Origin of the sequence: Streptomyces sp. NPDC006207 (genome assembly GCF_040613835.1) — a bacterium.
Taxonomy (GTDB): Bacteria; Actinomycetota; Actinomycetes; order Streptomycetales; family Streptomycetaceae; genus Actinacidiphila.
Genome location: NZ_JBEXSX010000022.1, coordinates 62,028 through 77,179 on the forward strand (window position 1 = coordinate 62,028; position 15,152 = coordinate 77,179).

General features: G+C 70.9%; 19 protein-coding genes. 7 read left to right on the forward strand and 12 right to left on the reverse strand.

What is annotated here, in order from left to right; all coding sequences use genetic code 11:
- Positions 1 to 5: 5 nt before the first annotated feature.
- Positions 6 to 632, reverse strand: a complete 627-nt coding sequence (locus ABZ312_RS19480) for a hypothetical protein (protein ID WP_500330800.1) — start codon at positions 630 to 632, stop codon at positions 6 to 8.
- Between the two features lie 76 nt (positions 633 to 708).
- A complete protein-coding gene (locus ABZ312_RS19485; RefSeq protein WP_499513159.1) occupies positions 709 to 1,203 on the reverse strand; it encodes a helix-turn-helix domain-containing protein in 495 nt (164 codons plus the stop codon).
- 157 nt (positions 1,204 to 1,360) lie between these two features.
- Here ABZ312_RS19485 and ABZ312_RS19490 point away from each other — a divergent pair, with 157 nt between their 5' ends.
- The 4 genes from ABZ312_RS19490 to ABZ312_RS19505 all read left to right on the forward strand — a co-directional run bounded on the left by ABZ312_RS19490 (position 1,361) and on the right by ABZ312_RS19505 (position 4,428).
- Complete coding sequence (locus ABZ312_RS19490) at positions 1,361 to 1,819, forward strand: bacteriocin immunity protein (RefSeq protein WP_500438298.1); 459 nt, start codon at positions 1,361 to 1,363, stop codon at positions 1,817 to 1,819.
- 95 nt (positions 1,820 to 1,914) lie between these two features.
- Positions 1,915 to 3,003 carry a MerR family transcriptional regulator gene (locus ABZ312_RS19495; RefSeq protein ID WP_500330797.1) on the forward strand — a complete coding sequence of 363 codons (1,089 nt, stop codon included), beginning with the start codon at positions 1,915 to 1,917 and terminating at the stop codon, positions 3,001 to 3,003.
- A 9-nt stretch (positions 3,004 to 3,012) separates the two neighbouring features.
- Positions 3,013 to 3,792 (forward strand): 2-phosphosulfolactate phosphatase, encoded by a 780-nt coding sequence (locus tag ABZ312_RS19500; protein WP_500358920.1) that lies wholly within the window; start codon positions 3,013 to 3,015, stop codon positions 3,790 to 3,792.
- Between the two features lie 87 nt (positions 3,793 to 3,879).
- Positions 3,880 to 4,428, forward strand: coding sequence for a DinB family protein (locus ABZ312_RS19505; RefSeq protein WP_500438300.1), 549 nt, complete (start codon positions 3,880 to 3,882; stop codon positions 4,426 to 4,428).
- A gap of 4 nt (positions 4,429 to 4,432) precedes the next feature.
- On the opposite strand, the gene ABZ312_RS19510 is transcribed toward ABZ312_RS19505, so the two are convergent.
- The 3 genes from ABZ312_RS19510 to ABZ312_RS19520 all read right to left on the reverse strand — a co-directional run bounded on the left by ABZ312_RS19510 (position 4,433) and on the right by ABZ312_RS19520 (position 7,258).
- Positions 4,433 to 5,260: a MerR family transcriptional regulator gene (locus ABZ312_RS19510; protein WP_500330792.1), complete on the reverse strand. Its 828-nt coding sequence runs from the start codon at positions 5,258 to 5,260 to the stop codon at positions 4,433 to 4,435.
- A gap of 100 nt (positions 5,261 to 5,360) precedes the next feature.
- Positions 5,361 to 6,389, reverse strand: a complete 1,029-nt coding sequence (locus tag ABZ312_RS19515; protein WP_499513153.1) for an aspartate-semialdehyde dehydrogenase — start codon at positions 6,387 to 6,389, stop codon at positions 5,361 to 5,363.
- Complete coding sequence (locus ABZ312_RS19520) at positions 6,386 to 7,258, reverse strand: dihydrodipicolinate synthase family protein (RefSeq protein WP_500330790.1); 873 nt, start codon at positions 7,256 to 7,258, stop codon at positions 6,386 to 6,388. Before ABZ312_RS19520 ends, ABZ312_RS19515 begins: the two co-directional genes overlap by 4 nt.
- A gap of 104 nt (positions 7,259 to 7,362) precedes the next feature.
- Between ABZ312_RS19520 and ABZ312_RS19525 the strand changes: the two genes are divergently transcribed.
- Positions 7,363 to 7,782, forward strand: a complete 420-nt coding sequence (locus tag ABZ312_RS19525; RefSeq protein ID WP_500330788.1) for a GNAT family N-acetyltransferase — start codon at positions 7,363 to 7,365, stop codon at positions 7,780 to 7,782.
- Between the two features lie 23 nt (positions 7,783 to 7,805).
- Here ABZ312_RS19525 and ABZ312_RS19530 read toward each other — a convergent pair whose 3' ends face one another.
- From ABZ312_RS19530 to ABZ312_RS19550, 5 genes are all read right to left on the reverse strand, one after another.
- A complete protein-coding gene (locus ABZ312_RS19530; protein ID WP_500438302.1) occupies positions 7,806 to 8,657 on the reverse strand; it encodes a GntR family transcriptional regulator in 852 nt (283 codons plus the stop codon).
- Between the two features lie 2 nt (positions 8,658 to 8,659).
- A complete protein-coding gene (locus tag ABZ312_RS19535) occupies positions 8,660 to 9,922 on the reverse strand; it encodes a phosphotransferase (protein ID WP_500438304.1) in 1,263 nt (420 codons plus the stop codon).
- Positions 9,923 to 10,150: 228 nt separating this feature from the next.
- Positions 10,151 to 10,921, reverse strand: coding sequence for an HAD family hydrolase (locus tag ABZ312_RS19540; RefSeq protein WP_500438306.1), 771 nt, complete (start codon positions 10,919 to 10,921; stop codon positions 10,151 to 10,153).
- 67 nt (positions 10,922 to 10,988) lie between these two features.
- Complete coding sequence (locus tag ABZ312_RS19545; protein WP_500330780.1) at positions 10,989 to 11,681, reverse strand: HAD family hydrolase; 693 nt, start codon at positions 11,679 to 11,681, stop codon at positions 10,989 to 10,991.
- A complete protein-coding gene (locus tag ABZ312_RS19550; RefSeq protein ID WP_500358918.1) occupies positions 11,654 to 12,514 on the reverse strand; it encodes a winged helix-turn-helix domain-containing protein in 861 nt (286 codons plus the stop codon). The genes ABZ312_RS19545 and ABZ312_RS19550 overlap by 28 nt, the downstream gene beginning before the upstream one ends.
- A gap of 337 nt (positions 12,515 to 12,851) precedes the next feature.
- Between ABZ312_RS19550 and ABZ312_RS19555 the strand changes: the two genes are divergently transcribed.
- Complete coding sequence (locus tag ABZ312_RS19555; protein ID WP_392614338.1) at positions 12,852 to 13,019, forward strand: hypothetical protein; 168 nt, start codon at positions 12,852 to 12,854, stop codon at positions 13,017 to 13,019.
- A 61-nt stretch (positions 13,020 to 13,080) separates the two neighbouring features.
- On the forward strand, positions 13,081 to 13,260 hold the full coding sequence (locus ABZ312_RS19560; RefSeq protein WP_500438308.1) for a hypothetical protein: 180 nt from the start codon (positions 13,081 to 13,083) through the stop codon (positions 13,258 to 13,260).
- Between the two features lie 6 nt (positions 13,261 to 13,266).
- Here ABZ312_RS19560 and ABZ312_RS19565 read toward each other — a convergent pair whose 3' ends face one another.
- The gene (locus tag ABZ312_RS19565) at positions 13,267 to 14,508 is read right to left on the reverse strand and encodes a GNAT family N-acetyltransferase (protein WP_500330774.1); all 1,242 of its coding nucleotides are present in this window, start codon (positions 14,506 to 14,508) and stop codon (positions 13,267 to 13,269) included.
- Positions 14,509 to 14,566: 58 nt separating this feature from the next.
- Positions 14,567 to 15,139 (reverse strand): RsiG family protein, encoded by a 573-nt coding sequence (locus ABZ312_RS19570; protein WP_500330772.1) that lies wholly within the window; start codon positions 15,137 to 15,139, stop codon positions 14,567 to 14,569.
- Positions 15,140 to 15,152 lie beyond the last annotated feature (13 nt).

A 15,152-nucleotide genomic window follows, 5' to 3' on the forward strand; every position in this document is an offset into this window, starting at 1 on the left:
GCCGCTCAGGAAGCGGGCTTGCCCGGCGTCGCGGGCTTCTTGGCCGCGGGGGCCTTCTTGACCGGGGCCTTCTTCGCCTGGCCGTCCTGCACCGGGGCCGGGGCGGGGGCGGGGGCCGGGGAAGGAGCCGGGGCGGGCTTGATGTCCGCGACCGGCGCCTGCCGCGCGGCCGGGACGGGCTCGGGCTCGATCGCGACCGCGATGTCCTCGACCTGGTCGGCGGCCTCGCCGCGCCAGGTCGCGACCGCGTCCTTGCCGCGCTCGGCCAGGCCGTCGTAGGCCTCCTTGGCACGGACCGCGTACTCGGCGGCACGGCCCACCTGCTGCAGCGCGAAGTCCTGTGCGGAGTCACGCAGCTTGCGCAGGTCGCCGTCGATGGTGCCCAGGAGCTCGTTGACCTTGGCCTGCGCCTTGGTCTGGGCGTCCTTGGCCTGCGCGGTCACCTTCTCCTGCACGGCCTTGGGGTCGGTGCCGCGGATCTTCTCGATCCGCTCGGGGGCCTCGGCGCGGATCTTCTCGATCAGCGGCGGGACCTCCTTGAGCTTCTCGGCCGCGAGGTCCGCGGTCCCGGCCAGCGCGTACAGCGGGGTCGGGTCCTTGAGGGTCTTGACGATGTCTTCGGTGATCGCCATGAGGGTTTCTCCCGTTTGAGGATGGTGGCGTGTACGTCTGTTCAGTCGCCCGTTCCGCGCGACCGGGCGCAGCCGGTCACCCGGCGGCCGCGGCGTCGTCGCCGCTGCCCGGTCCGGCCGGTCCGGACGCGTTCGGCTTCAGCACGGCGACAGCCTTCTTCGCCGCCTTCTTCGCCACGTGCTCGCGCGGCGCGGCGGGCTGCTCGTCAAGAGCTTCCTCCACTGCGGCGTTCTCCTTGCGGAACGACTCGTAGATCTGCAGGAGGACTTGCTTCTGCTTCTCGTTGATCGCCGTGTCGGCCAGGATGGCGGTCCGCACCTCCATCCCCTCGCCCTGGTCCCGCTCGTCGAGGATCCCTGCCTGCACGTACAGGGTCTCGGCGGAGATGCGCAGCGCCCTGGCGAGCTGCTGCAGGATCTCGGCACTGGGCTTGCGCAGCCCGCGCTCGATCTGGCTGAGGTAGGGGTTGGACACCCCCGCGGCGTCGGCGAGCTGACGCAGGGACAACTGCGCGTTGCGCCGCTGCTCCCGCAGGTACTCACCGAGGGTGCCGACGTTCAGTGAAGCCATGCCTCCGAGGATGCCGCGCGGTGCTAACTTTTGCAAGCAAGATGCTTGCAAAAGTCTCGTTAAGGGGATGTGACATCCCCCGCACGGCCCAGCCGGCCGCGGCGAACCCACGGCGCCGCCCCGGCCCGCTGTCGGCCCCGGCCCGCATAATGCCGCCGTGGACCTGCGCGCCGAACTGCTCCCGCCGCCCGTCAACCCGGAACGACTGGCGGAGGTCGCCCGTGAGATCGAGCGGATCGAGGACCTGGCCGGCTCCGGCGAACCGACGGAGGAGGCCGTGGCCGCCTTCAACGAGCGCACGGGCCACGACTACCTGCTGTCCGACTTCGTCCGGTACGACGTGTCGCGCGACCTGGAAGGGTTCGCCCGGGAGGCCGCCCGGCCCGCCCGGCCGCGGGTGGCGGACATCACGCGTGAGGAACTCGTCGAGATCGTCCGCCGTGTCGATGCCGACCCGGCCGGCGAGGACACCGACTACTACCTGCGGCTCTTCGACTGCAACACCCCGCACCCCCGGGCCTGCGACCTGCTCTTCCACCCCCCGGCCGGCCTCGAGGACGCCCCGCCCGAACGGATCGTCGACGCCGCGCTCGCCTACCGGCCGATCGCCCTGTGAACCGCGCCCGGGTGGCCGGTTGACCTTGACCTTGGGGCAGGCCACAGCATCGAAGCGGCCGGGCGGCTTGCCCGGCCCGAGGGAGGGAGCCCGCCATGGACTCGCTGACGATCGGGGCGTTCGCGAAGGCGTCCCGGCTGTCGCCGAAGGCGCTGCGGCTGTACGACGAGCTGGGGCTGCTGACGCCCGCGCGGGTCGATCCGCTGACCGGCTACCGCCACTACGCCCCCGCCCAACTGGAGCGCGCCCGGCTCGTGGCCTGGCTGCGGCGGCTGGGGATGCCGCTGGCCCGCATACGTGAGGTGTGCGCGCTGGACGCGCCCGCCGCCGCGCGGGAGATCCGGGCGTACTGGGCGCAGGCCGAGGCCGCGCACGGCGCGCGGCGGGACCTGGCCGCCTTCCTCGTCGATCACCTGTCCCGGAAGGACTCCGTCGTGAACGACGCGAACGACTCCAACCACGCGAACCGCTCCCTGGAACTGCGCTACGCCGCCCTTTCCGACGCCGGCCTGGTCCGGCCCGGCAACCAGGACACCGCCTACGCCGGCGCCCGGCTGCTGGCGGTGGCCGACGGCTTCGGAGACGAGGGGGCGCCGGCGGGCGCCGCCGCCGTCGACGCGCTGAAGGAGCTCGACGCCGCTGCCGCCCCCGGCGGTCTGCTGGACCTGCTGCAGGACGCCCTGGACCGGGCCGACGAGACCGTACGCGGCTTCGCGGACTCGGGCACCACGCTCACCGCGCTGCTGTGGTCCGGGGAGCGGCTGGCCCTCGTCCACATCGGGGACTCCCGGGCGTACCTGCTGCGCGACGGCGAACTGTTCCGGATCACGCACGACCACACGATGGTGCAGTCGATGGTGGACGAGGGCCGGCTGACCGAGGCCGAAGCCGCCTCGCACCCCCAGCGGTCGCTGCTCGTACGGGCCTTGGGTTCCGGCACCCGTCCCGCCGGGCGCCTGCCCGACCTGCGGCTGCACGACCCGCGTCCCGGCGACCGCTACCTGCTGTGCACGGACGGCCTGTCCACCGTCGTCCCGGACGACGAGCTGCGCCGGGTGCTCGCCTCCGGCGCCGGGCCCGGGGAGACGGTGCGCACGCTGGTCGGGCTGGCCAACGCCGCCGGCGGTCCGGACAACGTCAGTTGCGCGGTCGCCGATGTACAGGAGAGGTCCGCGGCGGCATAGTCCTCGCCCATGAGCGAGGAATGGTTTCTGCAGACACGCCACGGGGTGCGGTTCGAGTGGGGACCGGAAGGCGCCCGGCGGATCGGGGCGCACGTGGCGTGCCTCGTCGTCGTCGACGTCCTGTCCTTCACCACCGCGGTGACGGTGGCCGTCGAGGCGGGCACCGCGGTGCACCCGTACGCCTGGCGCGACGCGACGGCGGCCGCGTACGCGCGGCGGGTCGGGGCGCGGCTGGCCGTGGGGCGGCGGGAGGTCAGCGAACGCTCGCCGTGGTCGCTGTCCCCCGCCGCCCTGCGCCGTGCGCCGTACACCCCGCGGCTGGTGCTGCCCTCGCCCAACGGATCGACAATCGCCGCGGCGGCCGGGGAGGCGGCGACCGTCGTCGCCGCCTGCCTGCGCAACGCGACCGCCGTCGGCGCGTGGCTCGCCCGGCACGGCTACGGCGTCCGGGACCGCCCCGTCGCGGTGATCGCCGCGGGCGAGCGCTGGCCCGACGGGACCCTGCGGCCCGCACTGGAGGACCTGCTCGGCGCCGGTGCGGTCGTCACCGCGCTGCGGGGGCACGCCCCCGCCGTGACGCTCTCCCCCGAGGCGCGCGCCGCGGCGGCCGCCTTCACCGGGGCGCCCGACCCCGCCGGCACCGTCGCGGCCTGCGCCTCAGGGCGCGAGCTCAGCGGCGGCGGTTTCCCGGAGGACGTCGCGATCGCCACCGAGTTCGACGCCGCCACCGTCGTCCCGGTCCTCTCCGAGGGAGCCTTCTCCTCGCGGCCCATCGCGGACCGGAACTGACCGCATCGGTGCGTAACGTCGAAGACATCGGAGGACGCCGGAACACCGGCGCCCACGACCGAGGCCGATGGCCAAAGGGAGCGCGCGATGCCGACGGTGGTACGGAACGAGACGGGTGAGCGGGACGCGCTGCTGGCGTACCTGGAGGCGCAGCGCGGCGGGATGCGCCGCGCGGTGCTCGGGCTCACCGACGAGCAGGCCTCCTCCCAGCCGAGCGTCAGCGAGATGAGCCTCGCCGGGCTGGTCAAGCACGTCGCCAGGACCGAGGAGTCCTGGGTGCAGGGCCTGCTGCTGGGCCACGAGGACAAGAAGGGCACCGAGGCGGACTACCTCGACGGCTTCCGGCTACTGGAGGGCGAGACCCTCGCCGGCTGGCTGGAGGAGTACGCGCGGATCGGCCGGGAGACCGAGGAGGCCGTCCTGGCGCTGCCCGACCTGGACGTCGTGGTGCCGCTGCCGGACGCGCCCTGGAACCCGCCGGGCATGAAGGTCAGCGCCCGATGGATCCTGCTCCACCTGATCGAGGAGACCGCCCGGCACGCCGGGCACGCGGACGTCATCCGCGAGTCCCTGGACGGCCGGACGGCCTTCGAGCTGGTCGCCGAGGCGGCTCAGCAGGGCAAGCCCACGGGCTGACCGGTCACGCCACCGTGGCCACCGGTTCCTGCAGCTCCGTCACCCATGTGTCGGGATGCCCTTCGCACTCCAGGTACAGCTCGCGGGGGTAGCCGAGGGACCGGTGGCCCTGGGCGTCGATCCCCCGCGCCAGGGCCTGGGCGCTGCGCAGGACGTCGTCCATGGAGCCGCGGTGCACGATCGTCGCCGCGCTCTCCAGCTCCGGCAGGTCGACGACCGCGAAGTCGTACCCGCCGTCCGGATCGGCCGCGACCTGCAGCCCGGCGTGGACGAGGATCGCGCCCTCCCCCTCCGGGGCGTCCTCGTAGTACGCGACCCCCGGCCCCACCGGCCGCACGCCCGCCGCGTCCAGCCGCCGGCACAGCTCCTCGTACAGCGGCTGGATGACGGGCCCGATCTGCGCCGGCTCGAACCCCGCCGCGGTCGCCGTCAGCTCCGCGAGCCGCACCGCGGGCACCCTCTTGATCACCACGTCGTCGGTGGACATCCGTCCCTCGCTCTCGATCGTGCGGAGCCTCGCCTCGACGCCCGCCAGCCGCGCCGCGTCCGCGGCCATCGCCGCCGCGAGCTCTGCGCGGCGCAGCCGCAGCATGCCGCGCAGCTGCTCCGCGCTCACCTCCTCGTCGAGGATCGACCGCACCTGTTCGAGCGTGAAGCCGAGGTCCTTGAGGGCGATGATGCGGTTGAGCCGGGCGAGCTGCCCGGCGGCGTAGCTGCGGTAGCCGGTGGCGGGGTCGACACGGTCGGGGCGCAGCAGTCCTACGGCGTCGTAGTGACGCAGCATGCGGACCGACACGCGGCCGTGCCTGGCGAAGTCTCCGATTCCGAACATGACGTCTCCGAGTCCAGCGCCTCACACGGTGTGAGGGTCAAGCGGGACGGCGGATGCCCCGGCGCGGTCGGCGCCGGGGCATCCAGGGGGGCGAACGGGGTCAGCCGCGCAGCTCGGCGGCGACCAGCTCCGCGATCTGGACGGCGTTGAGAGCGGCGCCCTTGCGCAGGTTGTCGTTGGAGAGGAAGAGCGCGAGGCCGTGCTCGACGGTCTCGTCCACCCGGATCCGGCCGACGTAGGAGGGGTCCTTGCCCGCGGCCTGCTGCGGGGTGGGGATCTCCGACAGCTCCACGCCCGGGGCCGCGCCCAGCAGCTCGTACGCGCGCGCCACGCTGACCGGACGCTCGAAACGTGCGTTGACCTGCAGCGAGTGCCCGGAGAACACGGGCACGCGGACGCAGGTGCCGGACACCTTCAGCTCCGGGATGCCCAGGATCTTGCGGGACTCGTTGCGGAGCTTCTGCTCCTCGTCGGTCTCGAAGCGGCCGTCGTCGACGATCTTGCCGGCCAGCGGGACGACGTTGAACGCGATGGGCCGCTGGTAGACCGCGGGCTCGGGGAACTCCACGGCCTCGCCGTCGAAGGTCAGCTCGGTCGCCCGGTCGGCGACCTTGCGCACCTGGCCGTCGAGCTCGGCGACACCGGCCAGACCGGAGCCGGAGACCGCCTGGTAGGTGGTGGCGACGAGCGCGGTCAGCCCCGCCTCCTCGTGCAGCGGGCGCAGCACGGGCATGGCGGCCATGGTGGTGCAGTTCGGGTTGGCGATGATGCCCTTGGGCCGGTCGGCGATCGCCTGCGGGTTGACCTCGGCGACGACCAGCGGGACCTCGGGGTCCATCCGCCAGGCGGAGGAGTTGTCGATCACGACCGCGCCCGCGGCGGCGACCTTGGGGGCCAGCGCCTTGGAGGTGGCGCCGCCCGCGGAGAACAGCACGATGTCGAGACCCGAGTAGTCCGCGGTGGCCGCGTCCTCGACCGTGACCTCGCCGTCCTTCCACGGCACGGCACGTCCCGCCGAACGGGCCGACGCGAACAGCCGCAGCCGCTCCACCGGGAAGTCGCGCTCGGCCAGCACCTTGCGCATGACACCGCCGACCTGGCCGGTGGCTCCGACGATTCCGATCCTCATCCGGTCTCTCCGATCAGTGCGTACGTACGGTCCCGAGTATCCCCCGACGCGGCGAGTGCCCGGAGTGCCGTCTCGAGCGACGGTCGCCCGGCGGGCAGCAGCGGCAGCCGCACGTCGGGGGTCGGGATGCGTCCCTGGGCGTGCAGCACCGCCTTGATCACCGTGGGGTTCGGCTCGGCGAAGCAGGCGGCGGCGAGCCTCGCGAGCGCATGCCCGCGCTCCGCGTCGTGGAAACGGGCCTCCTCCACCCACCGCTCGGTGGCCAGGTGCGCGGACGCCGCGATCGCCCCCCGCGCGCCCAGGGCGAGCAGCGCCGGCGCGAACACGTCGTCCCCGGCGTACAGCGGCACCTCCCCCACCAGCAGCACGGTGTCCTGGTCGATGCCGCCGACGGCGTGCTTGAAGCCCGCGACCCCGTCGATCGCGGCGACCCTGCGCACCGTGTCCGCGGTGAGGGCGAGCCCGGTGCGGTAGGGGATGTTGTAGACGACCAGCGGCACCGCGGATGCCCGCGCCAGGGCCTCGAAGTGCGCGACGACCCCTTCCTGCGAAGGCCTGACGTACGACGGCACGGACACGAGCGCGGCGTCCGCGTCCAGCCCCGCGAGTTCCGCCGCGGCCCTGCGCGTGTCCGTCCCCCCGGCGCCCACGGTGTACCGCAGCCCCCGCTCGCGGCACACCCGCCCCACGGTCTCCCGGACGACCGCCTTCTCGGCCTCGTCCAGCATCGCCGCCTCGGCCGTCGTCCCCAGCGCCACCAGCCCGGCGACACCCCCGTCGGCCACCTCGTGCGCCAGCCGCCCCAGCGCGCCGGCGTCCACGCGGCCGGCCTCGTCGAAGGGCGTGATGAGCGGTACGTGAATACCCATGCCATCGAGCGTGGGCCCACGGCACCCTCAAGGTCCAGTTAATAGTCCTTCATCCCACCGGTAAGCAGCACTGCACGGAGCCGCATCCCCTACCCTCAGGCCCCATGAGAGACGACCGGTACGAGATCTCCGCCGACCCCGCCCGCATAGACGCCGCCCTGGTCCACCACTGGCTCTCCACCGACGCCTACTGGGCCCTCGGCCGCCCCCGCGCCGTCCAGGACGCCGCGATCGCCGCCTCCCTCAACTTCGGCGCGTACGACAAGGAGACCGGCACCCAGGTCGCCTGCGCCCGCGTCGTCACCGACCACGCCACCTTCGCCTGGCTCTGCGACGTCTACGTGACCCCCGCCGCCCGCGGCCACGGCCTCGCCACGGCCCTGGCGACCGCTGCCCGCGACCACCTGGAGGGCCTGGGCGTGCGGCGCGTGCTCCTCGCGACGCACGACGCCCACGGGGTGTACACGAAGGTGGGGTTCCAGCCGCTGGAGGTGCCGGGGCACTGGATGTCACTGGTGATGTGAGCCAGGCACCGAGGTCGTGGGCGTCAGACCGATTCGGCGATGGTGTTCCACAGGGAGTCGAACCACTGCTGGCACTCGGCCCGTTGCTCGGGCCCCTGGGGGTACAGCCGCGCCCCCAGGCCCAGGACGTCGTAGATCTGGGCGGTCTCGCCGTCCGGGAGGTCCACGGTGTTCGCCTCGACCTTGTAGAAGCCCATGAGCCCCTGATGCCCATTGAGCAGGTAATACTTGGCCACCGGCGTGATGGGGAGAGTCCGGACGTCGACGGCCACGTCGATCCCCCGTCTGCCCAGGTCCTCCAGCAGGTTGCGCAGGGCGAACGCGTGGCGCTCGATCAACTCGGACAGCCGGTCAAGCGGCCGGGCGTCCTCCGGCTCCCCCACGATCCGGGGGATCGCCAAGTGCGCTCCGGGGCGGGCGAGCAGGAACCGGACCCGGATCGACGACGGCCGGAGCTCCCCCCTGAGGATCCGGCGCGCCTGCGGCACGAGGGCCGCGTTGAGCGACTCGGCGGTCAGGCAGTACGCGTCGATCGTGATGTGCTCCGCCTCGAACGCGTCCGCGATGGCATCGTCCAGTTCGATGCTGCCGGCCTCCGCCGCCTGCCGGTCGCCGTGTGTCTCGCCGACGCCGTCGCGCCAGTCCCGGACGAAGACCCCAACGCCCTGGATCGTCTCCAGGTAGCCCCGGCTCACAAGCTCCTTGAGCGCCCTCTGGAGCGTGGCACGGGAGACAGCGAAGCGGGCCACCAGCTCCGCATGCGTGGGTAGTTGCGAGCCCGCCGCTATGTCGCCGCTCTCGATCTCATGACGCAACGCATCGGCCACACGCTCGTACTCGCGCCTGGACCCACCGGCAGTCGGGTCGTTGCTCACCCTCAGACTGTAGCGCCGCGCTTCAGCCCGATTGGCCCGTTCTGCTCCTCAGGTACCGCGGGTTCAAAGGACGGAATCATGTCGAGCCGAGGCTCCGAGCCCACCCCGCCTGCCGTCGTCACGTCATCCACCTTCCGGGCCCGGGCTCCGTACTCCTCCAGCCAGTGGAGGAGTTCCTTCTCGATCCGCTCGGGAGTGGCAACCGTCCGCAGCCCCACGTGGCGTAGGCCCGTGCCGTCCTCTCCGCGCCGGGCACGGGTGAGCGCCGCAGCGATGGATGCCACGGCATGCGTCACCACCTCACGCTGTCCCGGCCCGTCCTCGGGGGCCCAACTGGCCGCCATCGCCCCGCGCATCACATCCGTATAGACGGACTGGACTCGCTTGTACGCGAGGTAACGGGGAAGATCACCCTCCACCGCGTCCGACGCCCCCGGCAAACTCTTCCCCACAACCTTTCGCCAGCCCCGGACCATCTGCCGTGCCTGCCGGCGGGGGTAGCGCATCAGGTGAAGGTGCGTGGCGAGGTCGTAGAGCGGGTCACCGATGCGGGCGAGCTCCCAGTCGATCGTCCACAGTTCCCGGTCGCCGTCGACCACGAGGTTTTCGCGGTGCAGGTCACCGTGCAGGAGGGCGAACGGGCGCCTGGTGAGGTTTCCCAATGCGTCGGGGAGTGTTTCCAAGAGGCCATCGGGGATCGCCAGTGCATCAAAAAGCGGATCGAGTACCGTCCTTCTCTTGTCAAACACCCCGCGAGTGTGGCCGATCAGGTTTCCCAGGAAACTCGTGCTGTCGTTACCGTTGAAAGGGAGATGCCCCGGCTCGTTCCCGCAGACGCGATCCGCGCGGACACGCGACGCGTCGACCGACACCAAGGAACCGAAGAATTGGATCAATCTTCTTCTGTAGCGCCGGGGAACCGACCTTCCGGGAGATGTCAGATCTCCGAGAGTCCGGCCTTCGATGAATTCGACAAAAGTCACTCCGGCGGGAACGTCCACGAGCTCACTCACGTCGACGACCTTGGGAATGCGCGGAATTCGACCGCCCAATTCCAGGACAAGTTGCTCCTCCGACGCGAAGCACCTGTGGTCGTACCAGACGGCGTGTTCCCGGGGTTCGCGCAGCTTCAGCCACCTGAACTTGTCACCGAGCGGCGTGCCGGGGATCAGGCGGACGGCATATGCCTCGTGATGGTGCCCTTTGAGTGGGCCTACCACCTCGGTGGCGATTCGCGACGCGAACTCGTAGGTAGGGCTGGTCACCGGATTCCTCGAGGATCAGAAAAAGGAAGCGTATCCCTCCCTCGACCCGCATGGGGCTGAACTCCACCGCATCTTTATTCATTTTTGAGCCCTCCAACCCCACTGAGCTATGCAAACCGCACGTCGCGCGAGGCGAGACGCCGCATAAATATTCCGCCCCGAGCTAGCCCGAACGATGGAACCCATCGAAATGGGTGAACCGGGACTTCCCGCACGGAACGACTGCGGTCAGTGGGTCTCGCCACTCGCCGAGTGCGTCCGGCATCGCCCATGGACTTCGCCCCACTCCGTCCGGATCTCGTCCAGACGCTCGACGATCGTCCCGGGGAAGACGTGGCGCAGTTCCTGGTTGTCGTCAACGTGAGGGTTCTCGAAACCGAGGAACCGCACGTCCGCGCTGTTCGCGGCCAGCACGTCCGCGGGCGAATCACCGATCAACAGGCAGCGCTCGGGGCGGACCAGTCGAAGGCCCCCGATCGCACGCTCGATGCATGCGGGGTCGGGCTTCAGCAACAGCGGGTGCCCTTCGGCCATGTTCCGCCGGCCGTACACATGCGTGCCGAACAACGGACCCAGACCGCAGTTGGCCAGGCAGGCCCGAACTGCTTCCTCGGAATTGTTCGTGGTTATGGCGACCGGTATTCCATCATCCTTGATGGCTTCCACCAGCGCCTGGGCACCAGTCGTCATCACCGGATCCTCGGCGCACCCCTCCTCCAGCGACGTGAGTTTGCCTTCGAGGTGAGCGACGTCCGCGAAGTCCGGCCACGTGCGTGCCGCCTCGCGGAGGATATCTATGGGGCTGTGCTCCTTTTCGGGACGTACGGTCGGCAGCTTCTTGTCTTTGATGAATTCGTACAATTGCTCCGCGACCCAGTCCGCCCCCTTCGGCGCGAAAAGGTGGCAGAGTGGGCCGTCGAAGTCGAACAGCACTCCCTCGAGGCCGGCCAGCAGGGCCCGGAGGCCGCTTTTCCTCGGCCACTCGCGATCAGAAGTCACCCAGTGAGTTTGAGTGCCCGCAGGGGACTTGACCAGAGGGCCGTGACGACGACACCGCTTCGGCGACTCACGGCAACAAACCCATCACGTCCTGCATCCGCGAAACGACCCACTTGGCATTTGCCTTCGTCATCTCACGTCCCTTGCGTGCACTCTTCGCATAGCCGACAAAATTGACGTCGGCTCGTCGTGAAGCCTCGGCGTCCCGCCAGGAATCCCCCACGAACAGGCAGTGTTCGGGCTTCGCGCCGAGCCGTTTCACCGCTTCTCGCAGCATGAAGGCATCGGGCTTCATGAGCCGGGCATCATCGGGGCGGCCGATGATCGGCCCGTCGAACAACTCCAGCAGGTGCGTCGCGAGGAGGACGTTGCGAATCGCCTCGTATCCGTTGTTGCTGACCACTCCGAGGTGGAGGCCCCGGGCTCGCAGGCCGCGGACGAGGTCCACCGCACCAGGCGTGATCGTCGCGGATGCGGCCGCCACGACCTCCTCCTTCGCCAGGAGGGAGTTCAATTCGGCGCTCACCTCGTGCGCGTTGCGGCCGGGCCCCGTGGCGATCGCCCACAGCAGCCCGTGCGGATCATCCGTGCCGGCCAGTTCGGACGGGAGCAGCGACATGTCGCCGAGCCGGTCCTTGAGCCGCGAGGCGGCGACGGAGGCGGGATGCCCGGCGAAGAGCCGGCAGATCGGGCCATCGAAGTCCAGCAGGACGCATTCGATGCCGACGGATGTCAGGCGGGCTTGGCTAGCCTCGTCCACAGAGAGTCGAACCACTCCTGAGAGAGTTCCACACGTTCCCGTGGCTGCGGGTAAAGCTTGGCCCCGACACCCAGGACGTCATGGATTTTGATGGTCGCATCGTCGACGTTGATGACGTTGTCCGTGACGACGTACATGCCGTCGAGGGCCAGGTCTCCATTGATCAGGTAGAGCTTGTGCAGAGGTGTGACCGGAACCAGGCGTACCTCGACCTTCACCTCGGGTACGGCGCCCTGACCGGCCAGGTTCTCCAGGTTCCTCAGGGCTCGAGTGTGGGCCGCGGACAGATCTGTGAGCCGCGCCATGGGGCGCTCGTCGTCGGGGTCCTCGACGTTGCGCGGAACGGCCAGCCGTACGTCGGTGCGCGGCAGCAGCAGGCGCAGGTGGATCGAGCCCGGCCGGATTTCGCCGCGGATGATCCGTTTGACCTGCGGCACGATGGCCGCGTTGAGCGACTCGGCCGTCAGGCAGTACGCATCGATCGTGACGTGCTCCGCCTCGAAAGCCCCCGCGATGGCGTCGTCCAGTTCCACGCTGCCGGCTTCCACCGTCGCCGTGGCGGTCCCGTTGGCATGGGCAGCAACGGCGGACTTACGCCAGTCGCGCGCGAAGACCCCCTTGCCCTGGGCCGACTCCACGTAGCCCTTGCCCTCGAGCGCCTTGATCGCCTTCTGGACGGTGGCGCGGGAGACGTCGAAGCGATCCACCAGCTCGGCATGCGTGGGGAGTTGTTCACCCGTGGCGATGTCGCCGCCCTCGATTTCGTGCCGCAACGCATCGGCCACACGCTCGTACTCGCGCCTGGGCCCACCGGCAGTGCGGTCGTTGCTCACGTGACCCACACTACAGCTTCACGCCAGGCAAGTGGAGTTGACTGCATGGAGTTTAGTGATCTGCAGTCAGCGGCAACATGACCGTAGAGGAATGCAGTCAACTGGTCCAGCCGCCAGTCAAGTTGGACCAGTTGACGCCATCGGGGGCCGCAGCCTCTCCGTCCCGACGACGCGCCGGGGATGACCGCGGCTGAGAGTGCAGCGCCACGCCGCTTCGCACGCGTCAGCAGCACCACGCTTCCGCTCAGCCACATGCCGACCCACGGGTCAAATCTGCCCCCTCCGCGCTCTCCGCGCGGAGGGATCGATCCCACGCGCCTCGAAGGAGTGAATCGCTATGCCAGCTATCGCTCTGTGTGCCTTCGCGTTCGAGCAGCTCGTCCAGTGGCGGTACGGCGCGGCCGGCGCCTTCGCCGTCGGACTGTTCACGGTGGGCCACAAGGCCCGGAACACGACGTTCACGTGCGTCGGACTCGCGGTGATCGCGCTGCTCCTGGCCCAGTAGGGCCAGGGCGGCAGCGGGCCCGTGCCTTGCGGTCGGCCACCTGGGAAGGGGGTGGTGGGTCATGCTGTGGAGCCATGTGACAACGGCACTGCTGGAGCATTACCTGGCGTGGCAGTACGGGCCGTTGATGGGGCTGGGCGTACTGCTGGTGGGTGCCGGGTTCAAGGCCCGTTCTAGCTATGCGATGTGCGTCGGCGGGGTACTCGTCCTCCTGGTGCTGGTGTCCTACGGACACCACTGACAACGGCTAGAACGTGTCGATCGGCCACGGCCTGCGCGCGGTGCGGAACAGGGCGTCGAGGCGGGCCACGCCGCCCGGACGGGATTCCGCGGCGCCGCCGGTGATGGTCAGGCGGGCCGCGGACTCGTCGCCGAGGTAGAGGGAGGCGAGGGCGGCGGCGGTGAGGGTGACGTCCGGGGCGGCGGAGGGGGCCGCCTCGGCGGTGGCGGTGCCGTCGGCGGCGGCTTCGAGGCGGAAGCGGCCGGCGGCGTGGCCGTCGGGGTCGGCGACGTCGAGGACGACGGAGCCGGGGGCCGCGTAGGTGCGGGCGGACAGTGCGCGGGGGACGTCCAGCAGGCGCAGCCACAGGAAGTCGCTGGTGGAGTGGACGTGGGCGGCGCGCGGGTCACCGAGCAGCAACGGCAGGACGTCGTCAGGGCCGCGGAAACCGGTGCGTACGGTGGCGACCCAGTCGATGGCGAGCAGGTAGCGCCACAGGGCGCGTTCGGCCTCGGGGGTGGCGGCGAGCAACTCCCGCACGGTGAGCGGGACCTTCGGGAACATCCCGTGCCAGGTGTCCTCGGCCGTGTACGCGGCCAGGCCGTCGACGCGCCCGGAGGCGTCGCGGTAGAGGACGAAGATCGGTTCCTTCCAAGGGAAGGCAGGGTTGACCACCGTCCCCGTGGCGTACTCCCAGAAGCGCTCGGTGCGGTTGATCGCGCCGGGATGGCGCAGTCGCACCCGGTCGTGCAGCTGGGGGCCGAGCTTGAGGACCTCGGACGGGTCCGCCAGGTCGATGCGGCCGCTGTCGGACGGCGCTCCCTGGGGGCGGCCCGCACGGGCGGTGTCGACCTCCCACTCGGTGACCCCCGCGGCGGGGCCGAAGCCGAAGCGGCCGTAGATCCGGTACTCGGCGGCGACGAGGATCGCGACCGGCTCGCCGCGGCGCACGGAGGCGTCGAGTTCCGCGGCCATCATGCGGGAGGCGAGGCCGCGGCGGCGGTGCGTGGCGGTGACGGAGACGTTGGTGATCGCCGAGGCGGGCAGCACCGCGCCGCCGGGCACGGTGAGTTCACGGGGCATGCTGCGGAAGGTGGCCACGCAGCGGCCCTCGTCGAACGCGCCCTGGGTGCGGTCCAGGTCCGTCTGGGAGCGGCGGAGGGCGATCTCCTCCTCGGTCACCGACGGCGGCCGGTGGAAGCCGGTGTTGACGGCGCGCAGCCAGCCGGGGAAGTCGGACTCGCCGATCGTACGGACCTCAAGGCTCATGCCCCGCACGGTAGGCGGACCCGCGGCCCGGTCGCATCCCGTTTTCGCCGCGTCGCCGTCAGTCCCCCGCCAGCAGGTCCTCGACCCGGGCCTCGCCCTCGCGGTAGCGGCGGGCGATCTCGGTGCTGCAGCCGTCGACCGTCCGCTGCAGGGACTGCCGGCAGCGGGAGACCTGCTGCTCGTGCCGGACCAGCCGGCCCATCGCGTCGTGGAGTTCCTGGTCGGTGCGGGCCTCGAGGTCGGAGAGCTGGACCTCGGCGAGCATCTCCTCGGCGAGCTGCCGGTAGCGCTCGCTGTGCGGGGTGCCCAGGGTGACGTGGCGGGCGGAGGTGCGGTGCCGGGACGGGGTGTCGGTGAGGATCTCGGAGAGCCGGTCGAGCACGGGGGCGTCCGGGGCGGTGCGCCGGGCGAGTTCGGCGCGGAGGATGTCGATCCGGCCCTGGAGGAGCCGCCGCAGGTAGGAGAGGTCGGCCTCCTCCAGCTGGGCCTCGCGGCGCGCGGTGCGCAGCCCTTCGAGGGTGAGGTCGGCGAAGTCGGGCTGGGGGGTACCGGCGGTGAGGGGGGAGCGCGGGCCCGGTGCCTTGAGCATGCGATCGCCTTCCGCCGTGCCGGTCGTGATGCTGTGCTTCATCGCTGTCCGTCCC